This is a genomic window from Gracilibacillus ureilyticus (assembly GCF_900111195.1).
In the GTDB taxonomy this organism is placed as follows: Bacteria; Bacillota; Bacilli; order Bacillales; family Amphibacillaceae; genus Gracilibacillus; species Gracilibacillus ureilyticus.
Genome location: NZ_FOGL01000013.1, coordinates 108,224 through 133,398, shown reverse-complemented (window position 1 = coordinate 133,398; position 25,175 = coordinate 108,224). Strand labels below are relative to the sequence as shown.

Here is a 25,175-nt window from a genome sequence, read left to right as displayed (position 1 = left end):
ATAGCGGAGAGGTCACACCTGTTCCCATGCCGAACACAGTAGTTAAGCTCTCCAGCGCCCATGGTAGTTGGGGCTTTGCCCCTGCGAGAGTAGGACGTTGCCAGGCAAAAAAAAAGCTTTTAGTGGAGACACTAAAAGCTTTTTTTTTAAATCCATAATATTGAGGAGAGCCAGAGCTCCCCAATTTGGGTGGGCAAAACAACTGATAGCCTTAACCCATACTCTCCCAAGCTGCATGCATCCCGGCCACTCTTCCTGTTACCATAGCAGCTGTTATGTTATAACCGCCGGTATATCCATGTATGTCCAGGACCTCTCCACAGAAGTATAAACCGTGCATAAGCTTTGATTGCATTGTATTTGGAATGATTTCTTTAATAGAAACACCTCCACCGGTTACAAATGCTTTCTCTAATGGCAAACTTCCATTGACCAAAAAGGAAAAGTCTTTAAAATTATCGACAATTGCTTTAATCTTTTCCCGGGAAATATTCGCGCCATTTGTTTGCGGATCAATTTCACACTTACTTAGAATAAAATCCAGAAACCGTTCAGGTACATATCCTTTTAAAATATTTTTCAAGCTTTTCTTCGGTTGATCATTTATAATATTAACTATTTCTTCCAGTAAGTTGGATTGTTTTTGATCGGGTTTGGAATCTATTGAGACTCGTACTGACCTTTGGCCTTTCATTAATAATTTTACAATATATTGAGAACATCTTAATACTGCAGGGCCTGAAATACCAAAATGGGTAAACAACATGTCCATCCTGTGTGTAATTACTTTTTTATCTTTCTCGTCATAAACAGATAAAGCAATATCTCTAAGTGCTAAACCTTGGAGGGATTTATTGCGAATAAAGGCCTCATTAGAGACAATCGGCACTTCTGTTGGGTATAACTTCGTAATAGTATGTCCAGCCTTTTTCGCCCATGGGTAGGCATCCCCTGTGGAGCCTGTGTGAGGGACTGATGTACCTCCTGCTGCGATTATTACACAATTTGTGCTGATCTTTTCTTTGTTATCCAGTATAATTGTATGTGAGTGTTCTCCATAGTCAATTGCTTTTACTGTTGTCTTTATTCTAATTTCAACATGAAGTTTCGCCAATTGATCTAATAAGGATTGAACAACATCTTGTGCTTTATTACTAATTGGAAACATTCTTCCATGATCTTCTTCTTTTAATCCGACACCAAGCCCTTCAAAAAAGTCAATAATATCAAAATTATTGAAAATAGAAAAAGCACTATATAAAAACTTACCGTTCCCAGGAATATGTCTTATGACTTCATCTTCTGGTAAACGATTTGTCACATTACACCGGCCGCCACCAGATATAGCCAGTTTCTTTCCTAGTTTCGCTCCTTTATCTAACAGCAATGTTTTTGCACCCTGCTCTGCAGCAGCAATAGCTGCCATTAAGCCAGATGGACCACCACCTATGACTACAACTTGATATGTCATAAATAAACCTCATTTCTATAGCGACTATTTTTTATGATAAACTATTTTATCTTAATAGTAAAATGACAGTAAACAATCATTAATGGCATCTTTCGATAACAATCATATGAATGTTATGATAAAATAGTTTACGTTATATGAATTTGAAGAATATAGGTGAAATTATGGCAAGGTCAAATTTTATTCGGGGAACTATGCTTTTAACAGGAGCTAGTTTCTTATCGAAATTTCTTGGAATGATTTATGTTATTCCTTTTACTAATATGGTTGGGGAAACAGGGATGACGTTATATCAGTTTGCTTATACCCCATATAATATTATGTTAAGTATTTCTACTGTCGGAGTTCCATTAGCTGTCTCTAAATTTGTTGCTAAATATAACTCACTTGACGATTACTATACAAGTATGAGGATGTTTAAATTAGGTACTATCCTGATGTTTATTTCAGGAATTATTGCATTTATATTAATGTACTTTGGAGCAGAGGGGTATACTGCATTAATTTGGGATCCTCGGACCGAAGGCTTACAAGAAGAAGACCTGGTAAATGTAATTAAAATGACTAGCTTTGCGTTAATAATTATTCCAGGTATGTCGATCATGAGAGGTTTTTTCCAGGGAAATGAATCGATGGGACCTACTGCTGTTTCTCAGGTAGTTGAACAAGTAGTTCGGATAATATTTTTGCTTGTAGCTGTATTTACTATTCTTGTCCTTTATAATGGTTCCACATCAACAGCCATAGGATTTGCCACCTTTGCAGCATTTATTGGTGGTATTGCTTCATGGGTGGTACTTGCAGGTTATTGGGCAAAAAGAAGGAAGTCATTGAACAAACAAGTACAGGAACAAAAGGAAAAACGAAACTTGCCGACAAAAGAACTTGTTTCAGAATTGTTCCGATACGCAGGTCCCTTTGTTTTGGTAGGTATTGCCACCTCCTTATATCAACTAGTTGATCAGTTTACATTCTTGCGTGCGATGGCAGAAATCGGAAAAAGTGATATTTCCAGTATTGCTTACTCCAGTTTCAGTACACAGGGGCATAAACTTGTAATTATCCCGGTTACTATAGCGACAGGTTTATCTTTGGCACTTATACCCGAAATTACAAAAGCTTTCCATAAAGCGCAAATGGAACGTGTCAAGCAATTGATCAATCAAGCATTACAAATCATCATGTTTTTTGTATTGCCAGCCGTCTTTGGCTTAATGATATTATCACATGATATCTATACAGCCTTATTTGGTGGAGACGAAATATCAATAACTGGCCCGCTCTTTGCTTGGTATGCGCCTGTTGCATTAACATTTGCTTTCTTTACTGTCACTGCATCCATCCTGCAGGGAATAGAGAGACAGCAGTTTACCGTGATTAGTTTGTCCGCTGGTATCCTAATAAAGCTGCTTTTAAACTCCATAATGATTCAGACATTTGGTGCAAAAGGGGCGATTATTACAACTATTCTGGCAACATTAGTCGCTGTGGTAATGAATCTTTGGCAAATTCGTGTAAAAATTAAATTTTCTTATAAAAAATTCATCAAGCTCTCCATACTGATGTCTATATTTACCTTTTTCATGTCAGTAATTCTTTTATTGATGAAGTGGCTTACCGGGTATTTCATTACATATGAAGATGGTCGATTTCAAGCTTTAATCATCACAATGGTTGGGGTAGTTTTAGGTGGAGGAACATATTTGTATCTGGGGTATGCTTCCACACTATTTGAACGAATTGTCGGCAGGCGGATAAAAATACTTGACCGATTGTTTGGACGTTAGGAGGGGTGAGATTGCGGTTAGATAAATTACTCGCTAATACTGGGTATGGCAGCAGAAAAGATGTTAAGCAAATGATTAAAAAGAGATTAGTGAAAGTAAATGATGAAATTGTGAAGAAAGCAGATTTAGATGTTAACCCGGTTGAGGATATTATTTTATGTAACGGAGAAAAGGTAAGTTATCAGGAATATGTTTATTTTATGCTGCATAAGCCTCCCGGCTATTTATCGGCAACGGAAGATAGTATGCAAAAAACGGTTCTGGACTTGCTCGATGAAAAGGATAGAGTATTAAACCCGTTCCCTGTAGGAAGACTGGATAAGGATACGGAAGGCTTGTTATTAATTTCAAATGATGGACATTTAGCGCATGAGTTATTATCTCCCAAAAAGCATGTATCAAAAAAATATTTTGCGAGAATTAAAGGTGAGGTAAAACCAGAACATATCGAACAATTCAAAAAAGGGGTAGATATTGGAGGATACATAACCAAGTCATCTGGATTAACTATATTATCTTCTGGCACTAACTCTGAAGTGGAAATTGTGATAACTGAAGGGAAATTTCATCAAGTGAAAAGAATGTTTCAAGCGATCGATACAGAAGTTTTGTATTTAAAAAGACTTTCCATGGGATCACTTGTATTAGATAAAAATTTACCTGTGGGGAAATACAGACAACTGACTGATGAAGAATTATCCTTGTTAAAGGAATAGTAAAAAACCAGCAGTTAATATGCTGGTTCATCTTAATATTAATGTTTTAATAAGCTTTCCTGACTAAGATATTTTTACCTTTTTCTTTGTGATTTCCCAACGTCCCCGATTTGGGCTATTGACAAGCCCGTTGTAAGCTAGCAAATGTAAATCTCGTTGTGCTGTACGGTCTGTAATACCAAATTCTTCTGCTATATCACTGGTCGTGACAGGCCCATTCTCTTTAATAAACATGTAAACGGCTTTGACACGAGATAGCATGCGGGTGGTTGATTGACTCAAAGAATCACTCCTTATAAGTTATCGGTAAACCATATGAAAGCATATTCAAGTTGATACATATATTTTACACTTATTTTTTCATTTAATCTAGTTTTAAAATTAAGAATTTACAGACAATTAAAAATACTGAGGTGAGTTTAGGATGCATCTTCTTAAGCTATTAATTAGAAAAACTATTGATATCTCTAACTATTTATTATTTATAATTAGTGTTCTTTTAGTACTTATAACGTCTGTAATTATTGTATTGGCTGAGCCGCAAACTTTTCCCACCTTTTTTGATGGCCTGTGGTGGGTAATGACAACTGTTACTACAGTTGGTTACGGTGACTTTTATCCAGTAACAGTATTCGGACGTATTATCGGCTTATTTTTGTATATTTTCGGTATTGGATTAATTGGTATTGTGATTGGTAAGATTATCGATACATTTGCAATCTATCGAAAGAAAAGAATGGAGGGAGACATTGTGTATAATGGAAAAGGGCACTACATCATTATTGGATGGTCAGAAAAGGCCAGGTTCGCTATAGATGAAATGTTAGCAACAGATGCAATGATTGATATCATCCTCATTGATCAATTAGAAAAAGCCCCAGTGCTTTCCGCGAATATTTTTTATATTAAAGGGAATGCTTCTGAAAAGGCGACTTTAGAAAAAGCTAATATTAAAGAAGCGAAATCGGTTTTAATTTTTGCAAATGACAAAATTAGTAATGGTCAATTAGCTGATGGCCAAACCCTGTTAATTGCTTCAACAGTTGAGTCGATTGCACCAGAGGTATATACCATTGTGGAAATAATGAAAGAAACCCACTTAGAAAACTTTAAATATGTGAATGTGGATGAATTTATTGTTTCAGATGAAACGATTTCTTCTTTATTTGTAAGGTCTGCATTCAGAAAAGGTGTGTCGAGCATTTTTTCCCAGTTATTAAGGCGAACAAAAGGTGATGACTTATATTACGTACCTGCAAAAAAAGAGTGGAATACTTATCGTGATGCTTTTAATGATTTGCTTCAAAATGGAGCAACACTTGTAGCTGACAGAGACAAATTAAACATTAATCGTATGTTGGATCAGCCAATTCCAGCAGAAGCTGAATTATTTGTAATATGTGATGTGGAAACACATAAAAAGCTGCTAAAAGGAGAAGGATAAATGCCTCAGAACGTTCCTCATTATTTTATTGCCATTAGTATTGATGAACAAACGAAGAAACATCTGGCTTCCATTAAGGAAACCTTACAAGACAAAGAATTGCCATTTAAAATTTGGACCCATGAGAAAGATTTACATATCACTCTCCAATTTTTGGGTGCTGTAGATCAGAAAAAGATGAATGAGTTAATACAAATTTTAAGAAAAGTTGAGAAAAAACCGGTGTTTCCTGTGAAGATTGGCGGTCTAAGGACATTTGGTAATCCAGAGAAGCCCAGAGTTTTGTGGGTTGATGTAGAAAAGACGACAGAAATAGGGCATTTGCATAAAGTGATTACTGAACTTTGTCTAGAAGTTGATTTGCCGGTAGATAAAAGGAACTATCAGCCACATATAACATTAGCAAAGAGATGGCAAAATAAAAATATGATATTAGACAAGAATATTTTTGATAGCCCTAAGCTCGGAAAACTAATGATCAAAGAAGTGGCAATTTATAAAATTAATCCTGGTAACACAGTTAAGTATGAACCAGTCGCCGTATACAGATTACAAGAGTAATAGGAGTGAGCATATGGCTCAATTAATTAAATTAAGCAATTACATTTCACGATATGAAAGAGATATTTACCATTACCCAAGTCAGTTTTCACGTTTAAAATTGGAAAATTGGAAAAGGTTAAAAACGTTATGGACGAATCAACAGGCAACTTCTTTACTGGAGCATAAGGAAAGTGAAGAGGAACAGACGGAAGAGAAGAACTGGAGGAAATTCTTTAAGAGACAAAAAAAGCAGGAAGAAGACCAGGAAGAACCGGAACAGATTGCCTTGCCAGGCACAGAATTAGAACTTAAGCAATATTTTTTAGATCGATTACTCCTTTTTCAACTTAAATGGGCTTCGACTACAATTAGTGAAATGTCATTTATGGATCAATCTTATAAAAATGACTCACTATTGCAATTTTTCCTGCAAAGAATACCAGATAACTTCTTATTAATATACTGCCCGGTTTTTTCATTAAAAAATCATCTTGTGGACGGGGAAATTATACTCATTAGTCCATTAGAAATTGAGGTAATTACAATGTGTGAAAGGCCAGCAGGACAAACGATTATTGCTAATGATGAGAGAGTCTGGTATATAGAAGAGAGGAATATCCAGTCAAAAGTACTTAGTCCTGTAATTGCATTAAAACGTACGGAAAAAATTATTCAATCGATACTAAAGAATCATGGACTAGATTTCCCGATTAAACGGACAGTACTTTCAAGAGATAATGAAATAGAATATAAAGCTGAACCTTTTCGAATAAACTGTATTGGCAAGGGAGAGTATGAGGAATGGCTGAAAGAAAAACAAAGGCTTATTTCTCCTCTGAAGCACGATCAGCTGAAAGTTGCGAACGCTGTACTGGAGCATTGTGAAACAACAGCATTTTCAAGACCGGAATGGGAAAGAGAAAGTAATGCAAATGAAGACAAGAATAGACAAAATTTCTATGAATTTTAGAAAAAAATAAATTTATACTTGAAATTGTGTCTAGTTTTGCGGTAATCTATTATTACTATTCCCTATTTTAACTAATTGATATAGTAATAGTGAAATTATTCATAGATTATTTGAGGAATTGAGGGTGACAACTGTGGAACATATTTTAGGAGATGACTGGACTATCGAACCAGCTGGCGGGTCGACAGGTGCAGCATATTACGCACAATCAAATAAAAAGCGGTTGTTTTTAAAACGTAACTCTTCCCCTTTTTTAGCAGTGTTATCAGCACAAGGAATTGTTCCGAAACTAGTCTGGACAAAACGGCTTGAAAATGGTGATGTCGTTACTGCACAACAATGGCTTGAAGGCAAAGCATTAAATGTGGAAGAAATGCAGCATCCTAAAGTAGCTTCATTGCTTAGCAAAATTCACCATTCCTCAGAACTTTTAGATATGCTTTTACGAATAGAGAAAACAACTGTTACTCCTGATAACAGCTTAGCAATGGTAAAAGAGATCTTTGAACGGATTGAAGGTATAAGAGATTCCTTACTGTTGTATAAAGCTTATAAATTTTTAGAAAATCGAGTTAACCACATGCCTGTTAATGAAACTGTGGTATGTCACTGTGATTTAAACCATCATAACTGGATGCTTTCACAAAATGGTGAATTGTACCTGATTGATTGGGATAATGCACGTGTTGGAGACCCGGCGATGGATATAGGTAGAATTTTGCAATCCTATATTCCAAAAGATGACTGGGACCAATGGCTTAGTTATTATGGTATAGAAAACAGCCGCCATTTAATGCAAAGAATGCATTGGTATTTAATCATTGATGAAATAGTCGGCTATGCCTGGTGTGTACAGCAAAACAGGGAGAAAGAAGCTAATTTCCATTTTAAAGAACTAAATCAGCTTCTTCACCAAGTTAATGATTGGAATCTTTAATTGATTGTAACCATTGGTCAAATGATGCCTGGTGACGTAAAATATGTTGGTCGAGTTCAGAAGTGGTTGCACCGTTTACTCCATACTGTCTTATATTTTCCAAATGATGAGATAATGGAAAATGTAAGGCATTTTGTTGTTGGATAGAATCAATGAGCCTCGCAATTTGTTCACACTCAGAATTACTTCCACAACCTTCTTCTGCATGTAAGCTAAGTAAATCATGGAGAAGGTCTAACTGGTTCTGTATGTTTAAAACCATATTTTATCACCTCAGTTATAGCTTTATCATTTTGTTGAAAACTATACCGGTTCATTTTTTTCAGTAACATGAAAAAATAATATGCAAAAGGAGAATAAATTCATGAGAGCTAGACATAAACCTTGGGCGGAAGATTACCTGATTGAAAATAAAGAGATTGTGGAAATCACGGCAACTGACCAAAAAGGGAAATGGAACAGCTTATTTCCTGAAGAACAGCCCCTTCATTTAGAGATTGGAACAGGAAAAGGCCAATTTATTGCAGGAATGGCAAAACAATTTCCTGACACCAATTTTATCGGTATGGAACTTGTAAAGAGTATTATAGTATCAGCAGTGGATAAAGTTAAAGAAGCTGAGTGTAAAAATGTTCGATTAGTAAATGAAAATGCTGAAAATTTGTTAGACATATTTTCACAAGGAGAAGTTGATACTATTTACTTAAATTTTTCTGATCCATGGCCGAAAAATCGCCATGAAAAAAGAAGGCTAACATATAAAAGTTTTCTGGAGAAATACAGGACGATCTTAAAAGAAAATGGGCAGCTCGTATTAAAGACAGATAATCAAGGGTTATTCGAGTATTCATTAGTCAGTTTTTCTCAATTTGGTTGCAAATTAGAAGAAGTAACCTTAGATCTCCATGCTACAGAAGATCCGAAGAACGTGATGACTGAATATGAAGAGAAGTTCTCCGCTAAAGGACAACCTATTTACCGCTGTGTTGTAAGCTTTTCATAAAAAAACTGCCAAAATACGGCAGTTTTTTTGTTAGTTTTCTGATTGTCTTGTTTTTATAATAGTACCTGTTTTGGCATCCACAAAGAATTCCAGAGGTATATGTTTGCCATCAATATGTTTTGTTATCCCGCCATGATATACCTCGTAGCTTAAATCATTTAAATACAATTGTTCTCTCTTCATATAAATCCATGAACCACTTACATCATAATGCTTCTGAAACTTTTGCTTTGTCAGCTTTAAAGCAACTTCCGGTTTCATCCAAAGCTCTTCCTGCCTGGTTCGGAAAGCGTAACCGATCACTATTCCTATCCCCAGTGCAGAAAGTAATTGCTTCATTTTCATTTATATTCACCTCAATATGTAAATTATCTGAAACTAAAATCTGCTTCTAGTGTAAAAATAAACACACACAAATTGCAAGTATTTTTACTGCCAAAGAAAAAGTGTTATAGTAAAAAAAAATAAAAAAGTAGGTGTTGAAGATTGAATAAGGAAACATTACAGTTATTTAAAACATTAACTGAACTTCCAGGAGCTCCAGGAAATGAACGTGATGTACGCCAGTTTATGCGACAGGAACTACGTAAATACTCAGACGAGATAATTCAGGACCGGTTAGGTGGTGTATTTGGTGTAAAAAATGGAGAAGGGCCAAAAGTGTTAGTTGCAGGCCATATGGATGAGGTAGCATTTATGGTCACCCAAATTACGGATAATGGTATGATCAGATTTCAAACACTAGGTGGCTGGTGGTCTCAGGTCCTTCTTTCCCAAAGGGTGGAAATCCATACGGAAACGAGTAAAGTTATCGGAATTGTCGGCTCCATTCCTCCACACAATCTTACACCTGAAGAGCGAAGAAAACCAATGGATCAGAAAAATATGCTAATTGATGTTGGTGCCGATGATAAAGAAGATGCAGAAAAAATGGGAATAAAACCAGGTCAATCCATTATCCCGGTTTCCCCTTTCACCCCTATGGCAAATAATAAAAAAATTATGGCAAAAGCTTGGGATAACAGATACGGTTGTGGCTTAGCGATCGAATTATTGAAAGAATTAGAAGGTGAAAAGCTGAATAACCAATTATATTCTGGTGCTACTGTCCAGGAAGAAGTGGGTTTACGAGGTGCTAAAGTTGCAGCAAACTTAATAAAACCCGATATATTTTATGCGTTAGACGCATCACCGGCAAATGATATGTCAGGGGACAAGAAAGAATTCGGCCAATTAGGAAAAGGAGCGTTACTAAGAATATTTGACCGGTCAATGATCACTCACCGAGGTATTCGTGAATTTGTGTTAGATACTGCTACAACGCATGATATCCCATATCAATATTTCATCTCCCAAGGGGGAACAGATGCGGGTGCTGTCCATTTAGCTAATGAAGGTATTCCTTCAGCAGTTATAGGTATCTGTTCAAGGTACATTCATACACATGCATCTATCATTCACGTAGACGATTATGCTGCAGCGAAAGAATTATTAGTTCATTTAGTAAGAGCAACAGATCAAACTACCGTTACCTCCATCCATGAAAAAGGTTAATCGCAATGAAAGTAATCATTGGGTCTAACAATAAATCAAAATTTCATGCAGTTAAAGCAGTGTTTACAGATGATGTAGTCGATTGTGCAGATGTTCCTTCACATATTAACAGTCAGCCGGTGACCGATGAAGAGACAATGAAAGGTGCTACTAACCGTGCGGAAAATTGCCTGAAGCTGTACCCTGATGCCTTTTGTATTGGATTAGAGGGCGGGGTCACCTACATTAATAACCAATTATTTTTATGTAATTGGGGAGCTCTTGCCATACCTGACGGAAGCCTCTTTGTAGCAAGCGGGGCACGCATTCCATTGCCTGTTTTCATTGAAAGGAAACTTAATGAGGGAATGGAACTAGGGAAAATTATGCAGGAAATAACAGAAGTTAAAGATATTCGTCATCATTTGGGAGCAATCGGTATTTTTACTAATGGCTCCATTTCCAGAACAGACATGTTTATTCATGTCGTAAAGCTGTTAAAAGGCCAATTGGAAACCAGCATAAACGATAAATATTAAAGCTTGTACAAAAATAGAAAAAAAGAGTATCATATAAAAGGGGGAAAAAAGGACTAAATTTTCAGGAGGAATACGATGAAACTAGAAAAGACTGGACTAGTAGTTATTTTATTATTACTAGCAGTATTTATAGGCATCAGCGTGTGGAGTGTTGTGCCAACTGAGCAAGTCATTGAAGATGCTGTAGTAATTGCAGAAGAGCAATTCCACCAGGAGAAAGAAACTGCTACCCATGAAGTTGCAAATTTCTCACTTTATTTACCCGATGGCTATGAGATTGAAGAAGAGACATCAAATAACATATTATTGACAAGGGACTCCCAGACTTATATTCTTTTTTATAATTCCTTTGAGGATGAAACTAGTCAATTGAATTATGAAGCAGCTAAAGATTCTGCCAATCAATTAAGATTAGAATCGTTTAAGGATGATAACCGGTTTGGTTATATTAGTATTACGGAACAAGAAGATCAATCCATTCAATTGCAAATTGGAGTGGGCGGTGTGAAGATTACTACGATCAGTGAAATGGATCACCTTCTTCATGATGCAGAGCAAATGATGAAGATGGCTAATTCCATAGCCTATGAAGACCATTCATAAAGTAAAAACCTTTGATCAGTGAATTATTAGCAATGTAATAAATTCTAAATTTATCAGGAGGAAATTGTATGCAACAACTTCAATCGGAAGAACAATTTGAACAATTAAAGAAGTCAGAACAAACAGTATTTTTATTTACTGCAGACTGGTGCCCGGATTGCCGTGTTATTGAGCCTGTCCTGCCGGAGATTGAGGAGCAGTTTCCTGGTTATCAATTTGTATCAGTAGATCGAGACGAATTTATTGATATCTGCGCCAAACATGATATCTTTGGAATACCAAGTTTTTTAGCGTTTAATAAAGGAAGCGAAGTTGACCGATTTGTTAGTAAAGACCGTAAGACAAAGGAAGAGATTGTAACCTTTTTAACTAATTTATTTTCGTAGTATGGAGGAGCTTATCATTTAAGGTAAGCTCTTTTCCATGAGAAGTGGCTTGCTTTCTATTTATGGAAAGTGCTAAAATGTAATTTGGTTGCTTTCTTCCTGTGACAGGTTGTTCCAAAAGTATCCCATTTAGTCTTTCAAGTCAGATAGGATTGAATAGAAAGTGAGACTTTTGCGGACATGGACTAAAAGGAGGATGTAAAAATGAAAATGACCACATTACAAATGAAAAAGAAATTAGATGAACTCTTTCAGCGAGAAGACTGGAGAGTATCCTTCATTCGAGATAAAGATGTATATAGAGTAGAATGGAAAGATACAAAGCAAGGGGTATCGATTAGAATCCCTAATGTCATTGCGAAATATGAGCAAAGAGGGGAAGCTGCATTAGATGAGTTGCAGTTTCACGTCACTGAATCACTTAAGATGATGAATCAGCAACATCATTTAACAGGTAAAGAAAAACATATCTTTCCAGTGATACGTGCTACTTCGTTTCCTAAAAAGTCGAAGGCTGGTATAAAATTGGTTTATACAGAACATACCGCGGAGACTAATATTTATTATGCACTAGACTTAGGTTCAACCTACCAGCTTATTGATGAAAAGATGCTTCAGGAACAAGGATGGACGAAAGACAGGTTGAAAGAAATTTCACTTTTCAATGTTCGTTCACTGCCAATCGATTCGAAGAAAGATACAGTTGCCGAAAATGACTTCTATTTCGTGTCACCACAAGATGGATATGATGCAAGTCGTATTTTAAATGAATCCTTTCTGGAAGAGATGAAGGCAAATGCTGTAGGAGAATTAGTAGTAGCTGTTCCCCATCAGGATGTATTAATTGTTGCAGATATAAAGAATGAGACAGGTTATGATATTATTGCCCAAATGACGATGAAATTTTTTGCAGAAGGCCGTGTGCCTATTACATCATTGCCATTTGTCTATGATGAAAAGAAATTAGAGCCTGTCTTTATTTTAGCTAAGAATAGACCAAAAGAATAAATTTTGAAAGGGAGAAATGGACGGATGTATGTGTTTTATAATAATAAAGGGATAGGAGACGTATTGCTTATCCCGCTAAAATCAGCTCAACATGCGAAATTTTCCATGGAAACATATAAAGATGTTGTGAGAATAATTGATCATGAAACAAATGAGGTAACAGGATATAACCTCTTCAATGCCTCTAAGTATTTGACAGAATTAGAGAACGGCAAGATAAAACTTGATCAGAATTTGCTGGAGCAGTTAAAAGATATATTTAAGCAAAATCAGGTAAATGGTGAATTGGATATTGACTTATCGCCTAAGTTTGTTGTTGGTTATGTTACTGATATTGCCCCGCACGAAAATGCGGATAAACTGCGTGTCTGTCAAGTAGATGTGGGAGCGGAGCAGTTGCAGATTGTCTGCGGAGCCCTGAATGTCGATAAAGACCAAAAAGTAGTTGTGGCGAAAATTGGTGCTGTAATGCCGAGTGGTTTAGAAATTAAGCCATCTAACTTACGGGGCGTTGATTCATTTGGTATGATTTGTTCACAAAAAGAATTAGGAATACCAGATGCACCAAAAGAAAAAGGGATCTATGTGTTACCTTCAGATGCAAAAATAGGTGAAGAGTTTGCAATATAACCTTTGTCAGATGACAAAGGTTTTTCTTTTTACCATATTTGTTATGTCAACTATTCACACGTCCGGATTCGTGATAAAATAAAAAGGATGATAACTAATCGTACCATTTATATATGCAGGAAGTGAGAGTGAAGTACGATGTGGAAGAATATCAAAAATAAATGGGATCATTTATTTGAAGAAGAATCTGTTGTTCCAAGAGAAGATCACAGCAGTAAAGAAGTGAATCGCAGCAGCAGTATGAAGTCAGTGGAAACAAAAATGGCTTACCAGTATCCTAAAAATAATAATCAACCAATATATCAACCGAAACGAACAGTAACTTCGGAAAGAAAAGCGCCAGTAAAGGATAGTAATAGTGATCAAAAGAGCACACATACACCATTTAAAGTGAGTCATGTACCTTCACCCATTCATGGTTTTAATCAGAATAAAGCAGCCGGGAATCACAATAAACTTGTAGAAGCAGCTATGGAAAAAAGTAATGACCAAACTGACATGGGATTGAAATCTAAAGAGATAAAAGAGAATCATCTGGAAGAAGTAAAAGAAGATATACTACCTCCTTCTCCACCTGTTATGGAAGATGAATATATACATAGTAACGAAATGAAAAATACAAGAGAAACTACTCAGAGCAGTATAAAAACTGGTGAAAAAATCAGGCCGATAAATGTAATCATGACGCCTAGGGATAAACGGAAGAGAAGGGAACAGCAACACCAGACAAATTTTAAACAGCAAGTAGAACAGGTGCACCAAGTACAACAGGTACAACAGACACACCGCACCGAGTCAAAAGTAACTAAACAGCTGCCTTACCACTTGTTAAATGATACACCGGATTTTTCTGTATCTGAGCAAACAAATTGGGTGAATCAGCAATCAGAAACTTTGCAATTAACATTAAACCATTTTAGTATTAGAGCATCTGTGGTTGGAGCCACACAAGGTCCGTCAGTTACCAGATTTGAAATTCAACCGGAACCAGGTGTAAAAGTAAGCAAAATCAAAAATTTAAGTGATGATATTAAATTGAATCTTGCCGCTAAAGATATACGAATGGAAGCACCAATTCCCGGAAAAAACACAATAGGGATTGAGGTGCCAAATGATGTTGCCCAACCAGTCTTTTTACAAAAAATGCTGGAATCCCGCACTTTTCAGGATCCAGCGTCTCCGTTAACTGTTGCATTAGGAGCGGATATTGAAGGAAGACCAATTGTAACTGATTTACAGAAAATGCCACACGGACTTATTGCAGGTGCAACCGGATCAGGGAAAAGTGTTTGTATCAATACAATACTTGTTAGTTTATTATATAAAGCTAATCATGAGGATGTTAAATTCCTGTTAATAGACCCGAAAATGGTTGAACTTACGCCATACAATGATATACCGCATTTAGTGGCGCCAGTTATTACAGACGTAAAAGCGGCTACTTCTGCATTAAAGTGGGCTGTAAATGAGATGGAAAACAGATACCAGAAATTTGTAAAAGAAACCGTCAGGGATTTATCAAAATATAATGAGAAAATGGAAAAAATGAATCGTTATGAAGATAAATTACCTTACCTTGTTATTGTTATTGATGAATTGGCAGATTTAATGATGACATCACCGCAGGATGTAGAGGATGCGATATGCCGTATTGCTCAAAAAGCAAGGGCATGTGGCATTCACTTATTAATCGCAACCCAAAGACCGTCCGTGGATGTGATCACTGGTCTTATTAAAGCAAATGTCCCTACAAGAATTGCCTTTAGTGTCTCTTCACAGGTGGACTCAAGGACTATACTGGATAGTGCAGGCGCGGAGAAATTATTAGGGAAAGGTGATATGCTGTTTGTTGAGAATGGTTCAGGTGATATGAAAAGAATTCAGGGTGCATTTGTTTCGGATGAAGAAATTGAACGTATTACACACTACGTAAAACAAATGGCAGAACCGAATTATTTATTTGAACAGGAACAATTAATTGAACAGGTTAACTCTTCTTCAGAAGTTGATGAACTTTATGATGAAGCGATAGATTTTGTATTAGAATACAATGGTGCTAGTGCTTCATTATTACAAAGACGGTTTAAAATTGGCTATAATCGAGCAGCCCGGCTGATAGATTCCATGGAGCAGGATGGAATTATTTCGGGGCAGAATGGAAGTAAACAAAGGGAAATATTAATTAACAGACATGATCTGGATAATCTGTATTCTTAGCAGTAAGGTGGCTGAAAAAGAGTGAGGCAAGAGCACAGCTATCAACTTGATTGGTGAGCAGGGTCTATTTGCACTTGTCGGTTCCCGAATATTGCTTTATGATAGACAGAGGAATTTTTATAAATTAAGAATGAATACACATTAATTGATAATAGTAAAAGTAACAATTGTTTTAGTTATAAAGAAGTTTTTCTAATAAATGAACATATATGGGTGTTTATGAATAGAATGACATAACAGTTTTCGGGTAGAATTTTATTAATATTATAATTATGCAGGCTTTGGTTTTAGAGATAGATCGTTCAGGAATGACGAAAATATTTATGACGAGATTTTGGAGGTTCATTTTATGAAAGTTTACCATTTCATTGGTATTAAAGGAACTGGTATGAGTGCATTAGCTCAAATTCTTGCTGATACAGGAATGAATGTGCAAGGATCAGATATAGATAAATACATTTTTACACAACAGGCTCTGGAAGAGAAGAATATCCCCATTATGCCTTTTTCAAAAAATAACATAACAGAAGATTTGATTATTATAGCAGGTAATGCATTTAAAGAAGATCATGAGGAAATTATAGAAGCGAAAAGACTTGGCTTGCCTTTCTACCGGTACCATGAATTCTTAGGAGAATGGTTAACAAGGTATACAAGTATTGCCGTAACAGGTGCTCACGGAAAAACTTCGACAACGGGATTATTAGCTCATGTATTAGATCAAACCTTCCCGATTTCATACTTAATTGGTGATGGGACAGGTTGTGGAAAGGTTGATAGTCAATACTTCGTTTTTGAAGCATGTGAATACCGGAGACACTTTTTAGCCTATCATCCGGACTATGCCATTATGACGAATATTGATTTTGATCACCCGGATTATTTTGCGGATATTAATGATGTTTATTCATCATTCCAGGAAATGGCAGATAACGTCAAAAAGGGTATTGTAGCTTGTGGTGATGATGAATATTTGCAATCAATCCAGGCAAAAGTACCAGTAGTTTATTATGGCTTAAATGAGAACAATGATTTTCAGGCAAAAAATATAAGAGTTGAAAATGAAAAAACTACCTTTGATGTTCATGTTCGGAATGATTACTATGATACTTTCCAAATTAATGGATTTGGAACCCATAATATCCTGAATGCTCTAGCTGTTATTGCAATATGTCAGTATGAAGACATGAATCCGGAAGATATTAAGAAAATGGCCACATTCCAGGGTGTAAAGAGAAGATTTACGGAAAAGAAATACAATGACCAGATATTAATTGATGATTATGCGCACCATCCTAAAGAGATTGAAGCAACAATTGAAGCTGCAAGTAAGAAATATCCAGATAAAGATATTGTAGCTATTTTTCAACCCCATACGTATTCTAGGACAAAAACTTTCTTAAATGAATTCGGTCAGTCTCTTTCACAAGCAGATTTCGTATACTTATGTGATATCTTTGGATCTGCCCGGGAAAAAGAATCCGATTTGACTATTAATGATTTACAAGTTCTCATTAGTGAAAGTGAAATATTAGATTTACAAAAGATTGATGTATTAAAGGAACACAAAGATAGTGTGCTGGTGTTTATGGGCGCAGGAGATATCCAGAAATACCAAAAAGCATATGAAGAAGTTTTGAATTAATTCAGAGTAAAAAAAGGAAAAAGACCACTTCTTGTTGAATTACTGTAAAGAAGGAAGTTTTTTTCCTTCTTTACTTTTATTGTTTAGATTTGGTAAATTAGGGTATACCATAACTATAATCCATTACTATATTACGATACTACATAATGAGGAGTGAAATCGTCGTGGAAATTTTAGCATACTTGGCAGCAATCATTGCAGCACTTGCTTTTGCAGTATTAGTAGTTTATCTAGTGAAAGTATTAAAAGAAACTCAGCGAACTATGTCTAATGTTGCCGATACATTAGAAGGATTAGAGAAACAGATGGAGGGAATTACATTAGAAACAACCGCTCTGCTTCATAAAACGAATAAATTAGCGGATGACATTAATGATAAAACAACCCGATTAAATACTCTTGTTGATGGAGTGAAAAATGTTGGAGACAGTGTAAAGAATTTTTCCCAATCTATTAAAACTGTTTCCCAATCAGTACACAGGGTAGCAGAAGAGAATAAAGAAACAACAGCACAAGCGATAAAATGGAGTACCGTCGTAATGGAAATGTTTAAGAAAAATAAAAATAAATAATTAATTGGAGGAATGGGAAATGACTAATCAACAAAACCAAAACCAGCATAATAATGACGAAAACCAAAATATTAACAGTAAGGACTTTTTAATCGGTTCACTTATTGGCGGGATTGTAGGTGCATCTTTAGCTTTAATTTTTGCTCCTAAATCAGGAAAAGAACTCCGCTATGATATTAACCAGGGAGCTAATTATGTAAAAGACCGTGCGAATGAATGGAAAGATGTAGCTTATGAAAAAGGTACGGAATGGACAGGGTATGCGAAAGAACAATCAAATCAGCTTGGACAGGTAGTTTCAGAAAAATCCCAAAATTTAACGAATAAATTAAAAGACACAAAAACAACAATTCAAGACAAAATGAAAGGTCAGCAAGACCCGGAGGAAGCAGCAGAGGAAGTTGCTAAAGCAATTGATGAAGCTGCAAAATCGTTTGACGAAACCAATGACGACAATGTTACGAATATCTAATTTAAAAAACTGCCCGAGTAACATGGGCAGTTTTTCCATCTCCGTTAACCTGCAGTTATGGAGGGTTCTCATTTTATAAAAAGGTGGTATTTGTATGATTAAAGATATTAATGATATTACAGAATTCCAGCAAATTGAGCAGCAAAAAGACACTTTTACCTTATTAAAACACAGCTTAACCTGTCCGATTAGTGCTGCAGCTAATCAGGCATTTGAAAACTACAGTAAAAATTCAGATAAGCAATTATATCGTTTAAAAGTCCAAACTTCACGGGAGCTTTCAAATTACGTTGCCAAGAAATATGATATAAAGCATGAGTCTCCCCAGGTTTTGAAGATTGAGAGCAATAAAGTGACATGGGATGCCTCACATTATGATATTACCGAAGACTCACTCCATGATAACCTTTAACTTTCTATGGATATAGTAACCTTATCTCCAGGTTTTAACTGATCAAAGAATGAAACAGGTTCACTGTTTTTTAACATGGTGACCTTACCTTTTACCTTTGATAAATCTAATGAGATAAACCGGAATATGTCCTGAAAAATAAACGGTTCGTTCTTTAGTTTCTTTATTTGTAATTTATCCTGGTCATTGATTGTTTCATCTTGTTCTAATTTTTCCCCGTTTCGGAAAATCTGGACTAAAGGTTTCGATATTTTTAATGGTTTTCCATTGTATATAATATCTATAGACGTATCAAAGGACATTTGAAGTTTTTCACTTAAATCCTGTACTTTTGGCTTGGTTTCATTGATGATTTCCAGCCGATCCCCATCCTTTAGTAAATATTGTGAAGAAACATCCTTCCCGTTTGCGACGATTCTTTTACTGTACTCATTCATGCTTATCTTCTGATCATCAATCCAGACAGTGAATGTCTGGTCCATTTTGTCAAATTGACTCAATTCACTAATTTTTATCCTGTGATCATAATTAATTTTGTCGCCATCCTTTAATACATAACCTGGATCAACTTGTTTACCATTTACCGTTATAACCTGTTGTATTGTATACGGTTCTCCTTCGATGTAAATGGTCATTTCCTTTATAGCTCCAATAAATTCGCCAACAGTCATTTCAGGGCTTTTCCCGTCGTCCCCTCGTAACACTTCTAATGTATCCCCGTTTTGGATGGAGGAATCCACTGTTGCTTTTTCTCCATTAATTAAAATCGCTGGAGTCTTCCCAAAACTACCGGGTATTGTAACATCTTTGCCATTATATGTGACAATATAGGCCATCCCCGGTCGACCGTACAGCTTTTGGATATTGACGCCCGCAGCAAGCAGAGCATCGGCAATCGTTAATTGTTTCATTTCAAATAATCGAACCAACCTGTCATTCACAGTAACACTAATGTAGTGGACCGGATTCTGTTTTGCTGCGATGGCAATTCCAATTGGTGTAATGAATTCCGGACCGACAGGCATATCTGTATTAGGTTGCAAAAGTTGTATCGCTTCAACTCCGCGAATTGCAACACGATTTACCGGTAGTTTTAACTTGACAGCTAATCGCTTGGCTAACTCAGGTGTCTGGCTCCCTCCGCCAACAAGCATAACAGCTTTAGGAGTCTTCCCGTTTAATAACATAATTTCTTCTGCAATGGCTGATGCTAAATTATCAACGGAAGGCAAAACAGCTTCCACTAATTCTTCGTACGTCACTTCTTGTTCAAAACCTAAAATATCTTCAACCATCGCTGTTTTATTCAAGGTAATTTCTTTTTTGAATTTCTCAGCCAGATTGAAATCCAATAAATAATGATCACTGATAGCTTCTGTTATTTCATCACCTGCCTTAGGTACCATACCATACGCAGTGACCGTACCCTCTGAGGTTATAGCAATATCGCTTGTACCTGCTCCTATATCCACTAATGCAACATTCAATCTCCTCATGGAAGGCGGGATGAGGACATGAATGGCTGCAATTGGCTCTAAAGTTAAAGCTTCCAGTTGCAAACCTGCACGATTTAGGGCTGACAGTAATGATTCCACTACTATTTTTGGAAGGAAAGTAGCTATGATTTCTGCATTTGCTTCGATTCCCTGCTGATCAATTAATGATCCGATGACTTCACCGTCAAGCGTATAATTTAAAACAGAATAGCCGACACAATAATAATGAGAACTTTTTTCTGTGTTTTCTTCTTGTGCCAGATTGTATTGAGCTTTTTGTACAGCTTCCAGCTCTAAATATAAGATGTCTTCCTCATTCATTAGTGGTTGCTTTTCAATGTTTTTCGATGTTTGGATTCTTTTCGTTTTTAGCGCTCTACCTGCAGCTGCAACACAAACTCTCTCTAAAGTGATGTCGTGTTTTTGTTCTAAATGAAGTTTTACCCGCTCAATGACTTTAGAAACGGAAACGACATCATGGATTTGTCCATCAAGCATGGAACGTTCCTCATGTTCTACAACATAATAATCTATTACTTTATATTTCTTTTCTTCTTTATCTAACAATAATCCGACGACAGATCTTGTGCCGATATCAAGTGCAAACATTTGTTCAGACATAGTCGAATTCCTCTCTAAATTATAAATATTTTTAATTTTCTATAAAATATTAAAACTAACTGGTGACAAGACGATAAATTTTAGCTATAATTATCCCTAATATTATATAGAAAGTATACCACTTTTGAGTAATTTAAAATAGGGTAGGGGGATTTTATAATGAGTAATGAACAATTGGATCAGCTTCGCGAAAAGCTTGACCAGATAAATTTAGAGATTTTAGAATTAATTAACAAACGTGCAGAGTTGGTAAAAGAAACTGGTCAAGTAAAAGAAAAGCAAGGGGCTAATCGTAGCTATGATCCTGTTAGAGAACGTGATATGCTAAATCTGATCACGAAAAACAATAATGGTCCATTTGAGAATTCTACAATTGTTCATTTGTTCAAAGAAATTTTCAAAGCAGGTCTTGAATTACAAGAAGACGATCATTCAAAAGCATTACTGGTATCCCGTAAGAAAAAAGCGGAAGATACAGTTATTAATATAAACGGAGATAAATTTGGTGATGGTAATCAGCACTTCATCTTTGGTCCGTGTGCTGTGGAAAGCTATGAGCAAGTAGCAGAAGTTGCTGCTGCAATTAAGAAAGAGGGATTAAAGTTAATTCGTGGCGGGGCGTTCAAACCTAGAACATCACCTTATGATTTCCAGGGATTAGGATTTGAAGGTTTGGAGATTTTAAAGCGTGTATCTGACGAATATGGCTTAGCGGTAGTAAGTGAGATTGTCAACCCGGCACATATCGAAGAAGCTATCAATTATATTGATGTAATTCAGATTGGTGCAAGAAATATGCAGAACTTTGAATTACTTAAGGCTGCTGGAGAGACGAACAAACCCGTATTATTGAAACGTGGTATGTCTGCAACAATTTCTGATTTTATCAATGCTGCAGAATATATTAACTCCAAAGGTAATGGTCAAATTATCCTTTGTGAGCGTGGTATCAGAACATATGAAAAAGCTACGAGAAATACATTGGATATTACGGCAGTGCCAATCTTAAAACAAGAAACTCATTTACCGGTAATGGTGGATGTGACACACTCAACTGGAAGAAGAGATCTATTATTGCCTGCTGCTAAAGCTGCTTTAGCAATAGGTGCGGATGGTGTAATGGCAGAAGTACACCCGGATCCAGCTGTTGCATTATCAGATTCCGCTCAACAAATGGACATTCCGACATTCCATAACTTTATGGATGAGTTATTAAAAAGGAATAATCCTGTATTAAATAAATAATGGAAATATCTGCCCCTTGCATAAAATGCAGGGGCGTTTTTCGTTTTTCTACCAGTTAATATGACCAAAATCATTAAATTATGAAAAAAATAAGAAATTTAATGGTTAAAATGTTAAAAGAATTGCGATTTTTGTTATAATAATAATGATGTACATATTTACAAATTGAGTTCTAAAAAATCGTAATGGATGCTGAACAAAATAAACTATTTGATTGAAATAATAGATGGAGGTTTTAATAATGAATATAACAATTTATGATGTAGCAAGGGAAGCAAACGTATCGATGGCAACTGTTTCCCGTGTAGTGAACGGAAACCCAAATGTGAAGCCTGCTACACGCAAGAAAGTATTAAATACCATTGAACGTCTTGGATACCGTCCCAACGCTGTTGCAAGAGGTTTAGCTAGCAAGAAAACAACTACCGTAGGAGTAATCATTCCTGATATATCGAGCATCTTTTTTTCTGAATTAGCCAGAGGGATAGATGATATTGCGACAATGTACAAATATAATATTATCTTAAGTAACTCTGACCAGAATAAGGAAAAAGAATTGCGGTTAATTAACACAATGTTTGAAAAGCAAGTGGATGGTTTAATATATATGGGGGCAAGTATAACAGAAGAACACGTTCAACAATTAAAAACATCACCTGTTCCTGTTGCTCTTGCAGCAACGATTGACCCATCAGAAACCATTCCTTCAGTAAATATTGATTATGAACAAGCTGCTTATGAAGCAACTAATTTCTTAATTGATAATGGAACAAAGCAGCCCCTTTATGTGACAGGCGAAGAGGATTCTGCTGTTAATGAAAAGAAATATCAAGGTTATGTCCGTGCAATTGAAGATTCGAACGGAACCGTTAATGAAGATTACATCATTAATGTAGACTTTTCTTATGAATCTGGTATCGATGCTGCAAATCAAATCTTGGAAATGGATAATTATCCTAAAGCTGTTTTCGCTGCAACTGATGAACTCGCACTTGGTGTTATCCACGGATTGCAGGATAAAGGTGTGAAAGTTCCGGAAGATGTAGAAGTGTTCGGTTTTGATAATACACGTTTAGCCACAATGGTTCGTCCAACACTAACGACAGTGGTACAACCAATGTATGATATCGGTGCTGTAGCGATGCGTCTGCTTACTAAATTTATGAATAAAGAAAACGTTGAAGAGAAAAATGTCGTTTTACCACATCAAATTGTAAAAAGAAACTCAACAAAACAGAAATAGTGCCGATAATGTAATTGTAGGGTATTTTACCTATAAGAATGTGAATGTTTTTCATACATTAGGGAGAGAGAACAGATGAAGAAGAGAGATATATTTACTCCAATCGGTATAACAGTTGGGTTTATTATGATCATGTTTGGTATTATTTCCAGTGGTGGTATGGGAGGATTTGTCGGCTTTTTACAACTGTCTTCTATTTTGATTGTAATTGGGGGCTTAGCTGCAGCACTCCTCGTTAACTTTAATTTACAGCAAATAAAATCTATGAAAGATGTCTTTCAGGAGGCTTTTAAGAAAAGTGAAAATGATTTACCTCAATTAATAGCTCTATTTGAGAGGTTGTCAGAAAGAGCTAGACGTGAAGGGCTTCTCGCACTGGAGAATGAATTAGAAGATGTGGAAGATCCTTTTATAAAAAAAGGTGTGCTTCTCGCGATTGATGGAATAGAACCTGAAGTGATCAATGATATTATGAATGCTGAAATTGAAGCAATGGAAGACCGACATTACCGAGGTAGGCAAATTTTGGAGAAAGCTGGAGAATATGCACCAGCATGGGGGATGGTTGGTACATTAATTGGTTTAATATTGATGTTACGTAACCTGGAGGATCCTGAAACACTCGGACCGAGTATGGCAGTAGCTCTCTTAACAACCTTTTATGGCTCTGTTTTAGCTAATTTAGTATTTATTCCTATGGCTGGAAAACTGGAATCAAAAACTAGTGAAGAAATTTTTATGAAGCAGGTAATTATTGAAGGGGTTATAGGTGTACAATCTGGCCAAAACCCTCGAATATTAAAAGAAAAACTAAGTGCTTTCTTATCTGATAAAATGAAAACGAGACGCGAGGAAGACCAGGAAGAAATTCTGGAGGAAACTTTGAATGAAGCGTAGAAGGATTAAACAGCGTTCAGAGTCCAAAGGTGCACCGAAGTGGATGGTAACATATTCAGATATGATAACCCTTATTCTCGTTTTTTTTATTCTTCTCTTTACGATGTCACAAATTGACGCAGAGAAATTTAAAGAAGTGGCAGTGGCACTGAGAAGCAGTAATATTTTTGATTCTATGCCTGCTATTATGGAAGAGCAGACGATTACAGATGACCATGCAACAGATGTGACAAAAAATGAAAATAACCAGGATCCGTCAGATAGTCTGGAAGAAATCATTACAGACACTGTTCCATCCAATAATGATGTCATAAGAGAAGATAAGGACACATTAGATCAACTGTTAGCAGAAGTGGAAACATATCTTAAGGAAAATAACTTAAATAATGTTATATCGGCTACAAGGACAGATCAGGGGGTAGTGCTTGTCCTGCAGGAAAATGTGTTATTTGATTCAGGAGAAGCAGAGGTACTGGACCCTGCTAAGCCATTTTTAGATAAGGTAAGTACATTGCTTTCCAATATCTCAAACCAGGTAAGAGTAGAAGGTCATACTGACAACCGGCCGATCTCAAATTTCCGCTTTCCATCCAATTGGGAATTGTCCGGAGCTAGAGCAAGTAGTGTGATTCGGTACATTTTGGAAACAAATGAATTTGATCAGTCCCGCTTTATTGCTGCAGGGTTTGGAGATACTAGACCAGTAGCACCCAACAATTCGATAGAGAATTGGAGTAAAAATAGAAGAGTAGAGATTGTTATATTAGAAGAAAGTGAAACGTAAA

The 25,175-nt window shown here is 36.1% G+C and carries 27 protein-coding genes and 1 rRNA gene; 23 read left to right on the top strand and 5 right to left on the bottom strand.

What is annotated here, in order from left to right:
• A 5S ribosomal RNA gene (rrf, locus tag BMW36_RS13220) occupies positions 1–106 on the top strand; the annotation flags it as partial.
• Positions 107–211: 105 nt separating this feature from the next.
• Here rrf and BMW36_RS13215 read toward each other — a convergent pair.
• The gene (locus tag BMW36_RS13215; protein ID WP_089741868.1) at positions 212–1,471 is read right to left on the bottom strand and encodes a BaiN/RdsA family NAD(P)/FAD-dependent oxidoreductase; all 1,260 of its coding nucleotides are present in this window, start codon (positions 1,469–1,471) and stop codon (positions 212–214) included.
• Between the two features lie 164 nt (positions 1,472–1,635).
• On the opposite strand from BMW36_RS13215, the gene BMW36_RS13210 reads away from it, so the two are divergent.
• Positions 1,636–3,258, top strand: coding sequence for a putative polysaccharide biosynthesis protein (locus BMW36_RS13210; protein ID WP_089741866.1), 1,623 nt, complete (start codon positions 1,636–1,638; stop codon positions 3,256–3,258).
• A gap of 11 nt (positions 3,259–3,269) precedes the next feature.
• Complete coding sequence (locus tag BMW36_RS13205; protein ID WP_089741864.1) at positions 3,270–3,974, top strand: pseudouridine synthase; 705 nt, start codon at positions 3,270–3,272, stop codon at positions 3,972–3,974.
• Between the two features lie 63 nt (positions 3,975–4,037).
• On the opposite strand, the gene BMW36_RS13200 is transcribed toward BMW36_RS13205, so the two are convergent.
• A complete protein-coding gene (locus BMW36_RS13200) occupies positions 4,038–4,256 on the bottom strand; it encodes an HTH domain-containing protein (RefSeq protein ID WP_089741862.1) in 219 nt (72 codons plus the stop codon).
• Positions 4,257–4,398: 142 nt separating this feature from the next.
• On the opposite strand from BMW36_RS13200, the gene BMW36_RS13195 reads away from it, so the two are divergent.
• The 4 genes from BMW36_RS13195 (at position 4,399) to BMW36_RS13180 (ending at position 7,868) form a co-directional block, all read left to right on the top strand.
• Positions 4,399–5,418, top strand: a complete 1,020-nt coding sequence (locus BMW36_RS13195) for an ion channel (RefSeq protein ID WP_089741860.1) — start codon at positions 4,399–4,401, stop codon at positions 5,416–5,418.
• Positions 5,419–5,979 (top strand): RNA 2',3'-cyclic phosphodiesterase, encoded by a 561-nt coding sequence (gene thpR, locus BMW36_RS13190; protein ID WP_089741858.1) that lies wholly within the window; start codon positions 5,419–5,421, stop codon positions 5,977–5,979.
• A 13-nt stretch (positions 5,980–5,992) separates the two neighbouring features.
• Complete coding sequence (locus tag BMW36_RS13185) at positions 5,993–6,931, top strand: hypothetical protein (RefSeq protein ID WP_089741856.1); 939 nt, start codon at positions 5,993–5,995, stop codon at positions 6,929–6,931.
• Between the two features lie 133 nt (positions 6,932–7,064).
• Positions 7,065–7,868, top strand: coding sequence for a phosphotransferase family protein (locus BMW36_RS13180; protein ID WP_089741855.1), 804 nt, complete (start codon positions 7,065–7,067; stop codon positions 7,866–7,868).
• On the opposite strand, the gene BMW36_RS13175 is transcribed toward BMW36_RS13180, so the two are convergent.
• Complete coding sequence (locus BMW36_RS13175) at positions 7,849–8,130, bottom strand: YtzH-like family protein (RefSeq protein WP_089741853.1); 282 nt, start codon at positions 8,128–8,130, stop codon at positions 7,849–7,851. The two genes, BMW36_RS13180 and BMW36_RS13175, sit on opposite strands and share 20 nt — an antisense overlap.
• A gap of 102 nt (positions 8,131–8,232) precedes the next feature.
• Here BMW36_RS13175 and trmB point away from each other — a divergent pair, with 102 nt between their 5' ends.
• Entirely contained in the window at positions 8,233–8,871 is a 639-nt protein-coding gene (gene trmB, locus BMW36_RS13170) for a tRNA (guanosine(46)-N7)-methyltransferase TrmB (protein ID WP_089741850.1), read from the top strand.
• A gap of 30 nt (positions 8,872–8,901) precedes the next feature.
• On the opposite strand, the gene BMW36_RS13165 is transcribed toward trmB, so the two are convergent.
• The gene (locus tag BMW36_RS13165) at positions 8,902–9,216 is read right to left on the bottom strand and encodes a PepSY domain-containing protein (RefSeq protein ID WP_089741848.1); all 315 of its coding nucleotides are present in this window, start codon (positions 9,214–9,216) and stop codon (positions 8,902–8,904) included.
• A gap of 141 nt (positions 9,217–9,357) precedes the next feature.
• Here BMW36_RS13165 and BMW36_RS13160 point away from each other — a divergent pair, with 141 nt between their 5' ends.
• The 11 genes from BMW36_RS13160 to ytxJ all read left to right on the top strand — a co-directional run bounded on the left by BMW36_RS13160 (position 9,358) and on the right by ytxJ (position 18,888).
• Entirely contained in the window at positions 9,358–10,425 is a 1,068-nt protein-coding gene (locus BMW36_RS13160) for a M42 family metallopeptidase (RefSeq protein WP_089741845.1), read from the top strand.
• Positions 10,426–10,430: 5 nt separating this feature from the next.
• A complete protein-coding gene (locus tag BMW36_RS13155; protein WP_089741843.1) occupies positions 10,431–10,943 on the top strand; it encodes a DUF84 family protein in 513 nt (170 codons plus the stop codon).
• Positions 10,944–11,018: 75 nt separating this feature from the next.
• Positions 11,019–11,546, top strand: a complete 528-nt coding sequence (locus BMW36_RS13150; protein ID WP_089741841.1) for a hypothetical protein — start codon at positions 11,019–11,021, stop codon at positions 11,544–11,546.
• Between the two features lie 68 nt (positions 11,547–11,614).
• Positions 11,615–11,932, top strand: coding sequence for a thioredoxin family protein (locus BMW36_RS13145; RefSeq protein WP_089741838.1), 318 nt, complete (start codon positions 11,615–11,617; stop codon positions 11,930–11,932).
• Between the two features lie 204 nt (positions 11,933–12,136).
• Positions 12,137–12,940 (top strand): DUF1444 domain-containing protein, encoded by an 804-nt coding sequence (locus BMW36_RS13140; RefSeq protein ID WP_089741836.1) that lies wholly within the window; start codon positions 12,137–12,139, stop codon positions 12,938–12,940.
• 24 nt (positions 12,941–12,964) lie between these two features.
• Positions 12,965–13,570 (top strand): YtpR family tRNA-binding protein, encoded by a 606-nt coding sequence (gene ytpR / locus BMW36_RS13135; protein ID WP_089741834.1) that lies wholly within the window; start codon positions 12,965–12,967, stop codon positions 13,568–13,570.
• Positions 13,571–13,708: 138 nt separating this feature from the next.
• Complete coding sequence (locus tag BMW36_RS13130) at positions 13,709–15,787, top strand: DNA translocase FtsK (RefSeq protein ID WP_089741832.1); 2,079 nt, start codon at positions 13,709–13,711, stop codon at positions 15,785–15,787.
• A 349-nt stretch (positions 15,788–16,136) separates the two neighbouring features.
• Positions 16,137–17,432, top strand: a complete 1,296-nt coding sequence (gene murC / locus BMW36_RS13125) for a UDP-N-acetylmuramate--L-alanine ligase (RefSeq protein WP_089741831.1) — start codon at positions 16,137–16,139, stop codon at positions 17,430–17,432.
• Positions 17,433–17,596: 164 nt separating this feature from the next.
• Positions 17,597–18,004, top strand: coding sequence for a DUF948 domain-containing protein (locus BMW36_RS13120; RefSeq protein WP_089741829.1), 408 nt, complete (start codon positions 17,597–17,599; stop codon positions 18,002–18,004).
• 19 nt (positions 18,005–18,023) lie between these two features.
• On the top strand, positions 18,024–18,476 hold the full coding sequence (locus BMW36_RS13115; protein WP_089741826.1) for a YtxH domain-containing protein: 453 nt from the start codon (positions 18,024–18,026) through the stop codon (positions 18,474–18,476).
• 94 nt (positions 18,477–18,570) lie between these two features.
• Entirely contained in the window at positions 18,571–18,888 is a 318-nt protein-coding gene (ytxJ, locus tag BMW36_RS13110) for a bacillithiol system redox-active protein YtxJ (protein WP_089741823.1), read from the top strand.
• Here ytxJ and pilM read toward each other — a convergent pair.
• On the bottom strand, positions 18,885–21,005 hold the full coding sequence (gene pilM, locus BMW36_RS13105; protein ID WP_089741821.1) for a pilus assembly protein PilM: 2,121 nt from the start codon (positions 21,003–21,005) through the stop codon (positions 18,885–18,887). The genes ytxJ and pilM overlap by 4 nt on opposite strands.
• Before the next feature lie 159 nt (positions 21,006–21,164).
• Between pilM and BMW36_RS13100 the strand changes: the two genes are divergently transcribed.
• From BMW36_RS13100 to motS, 4 genes are all read left to right on the top strand, one after another.
• On the top strand, positions 21,165–22,250 hold the full coding sequence (locus tag BMW36_RS13100) for a bifunctional 3-deoxy-7-phosphoheptulonate synthase/chorismate mutase (RefSeq protein WP_089741818.1): 1,086 nt from the start codon (positions 21,165–21,167) through the stop codon (positions 22,248–22,250).
• Between the two features lie 241 nt (positions 22,251–22,491).
• Positions 22,492–23,493 (top strand): catabolite control protein A, encoded by a 1,002-nt coding sequence (gene ccpA / locus BMW36_RS13095; RefSeq protein ID WP_089741816.1) that lies wholly within the window; start codon positions 22,492–22,494, stop codon positions 23,491–23,493.
• 75 nt (positions 23,494–23,568) lie between these two features.
• A complete protein-coding gene (motP, locus tag BMW36_RS13090) occupies positions 23,569–24,390 on the top strand; it encodes a flagellar motor protein MotP (RefSeq protein ID WP_089741814.1) in 822 nt (273 codons plus the stop codon).
• Positions 24,380–25,174, top strand: a complete 795-nt coding sequence (gene motS / locus BMW36_RS13085) for a flagellar motor protein MotS (protein ID WP_089741812.1) — start codon at positions 24,380–24,382, stop codon at positions 25,172–25,174. The genes motP and motS overlap by 11 nt, the downstream gene beginning before the upstream one ends.
• Position 25,175: the final 1 nt, after the last annotated feature.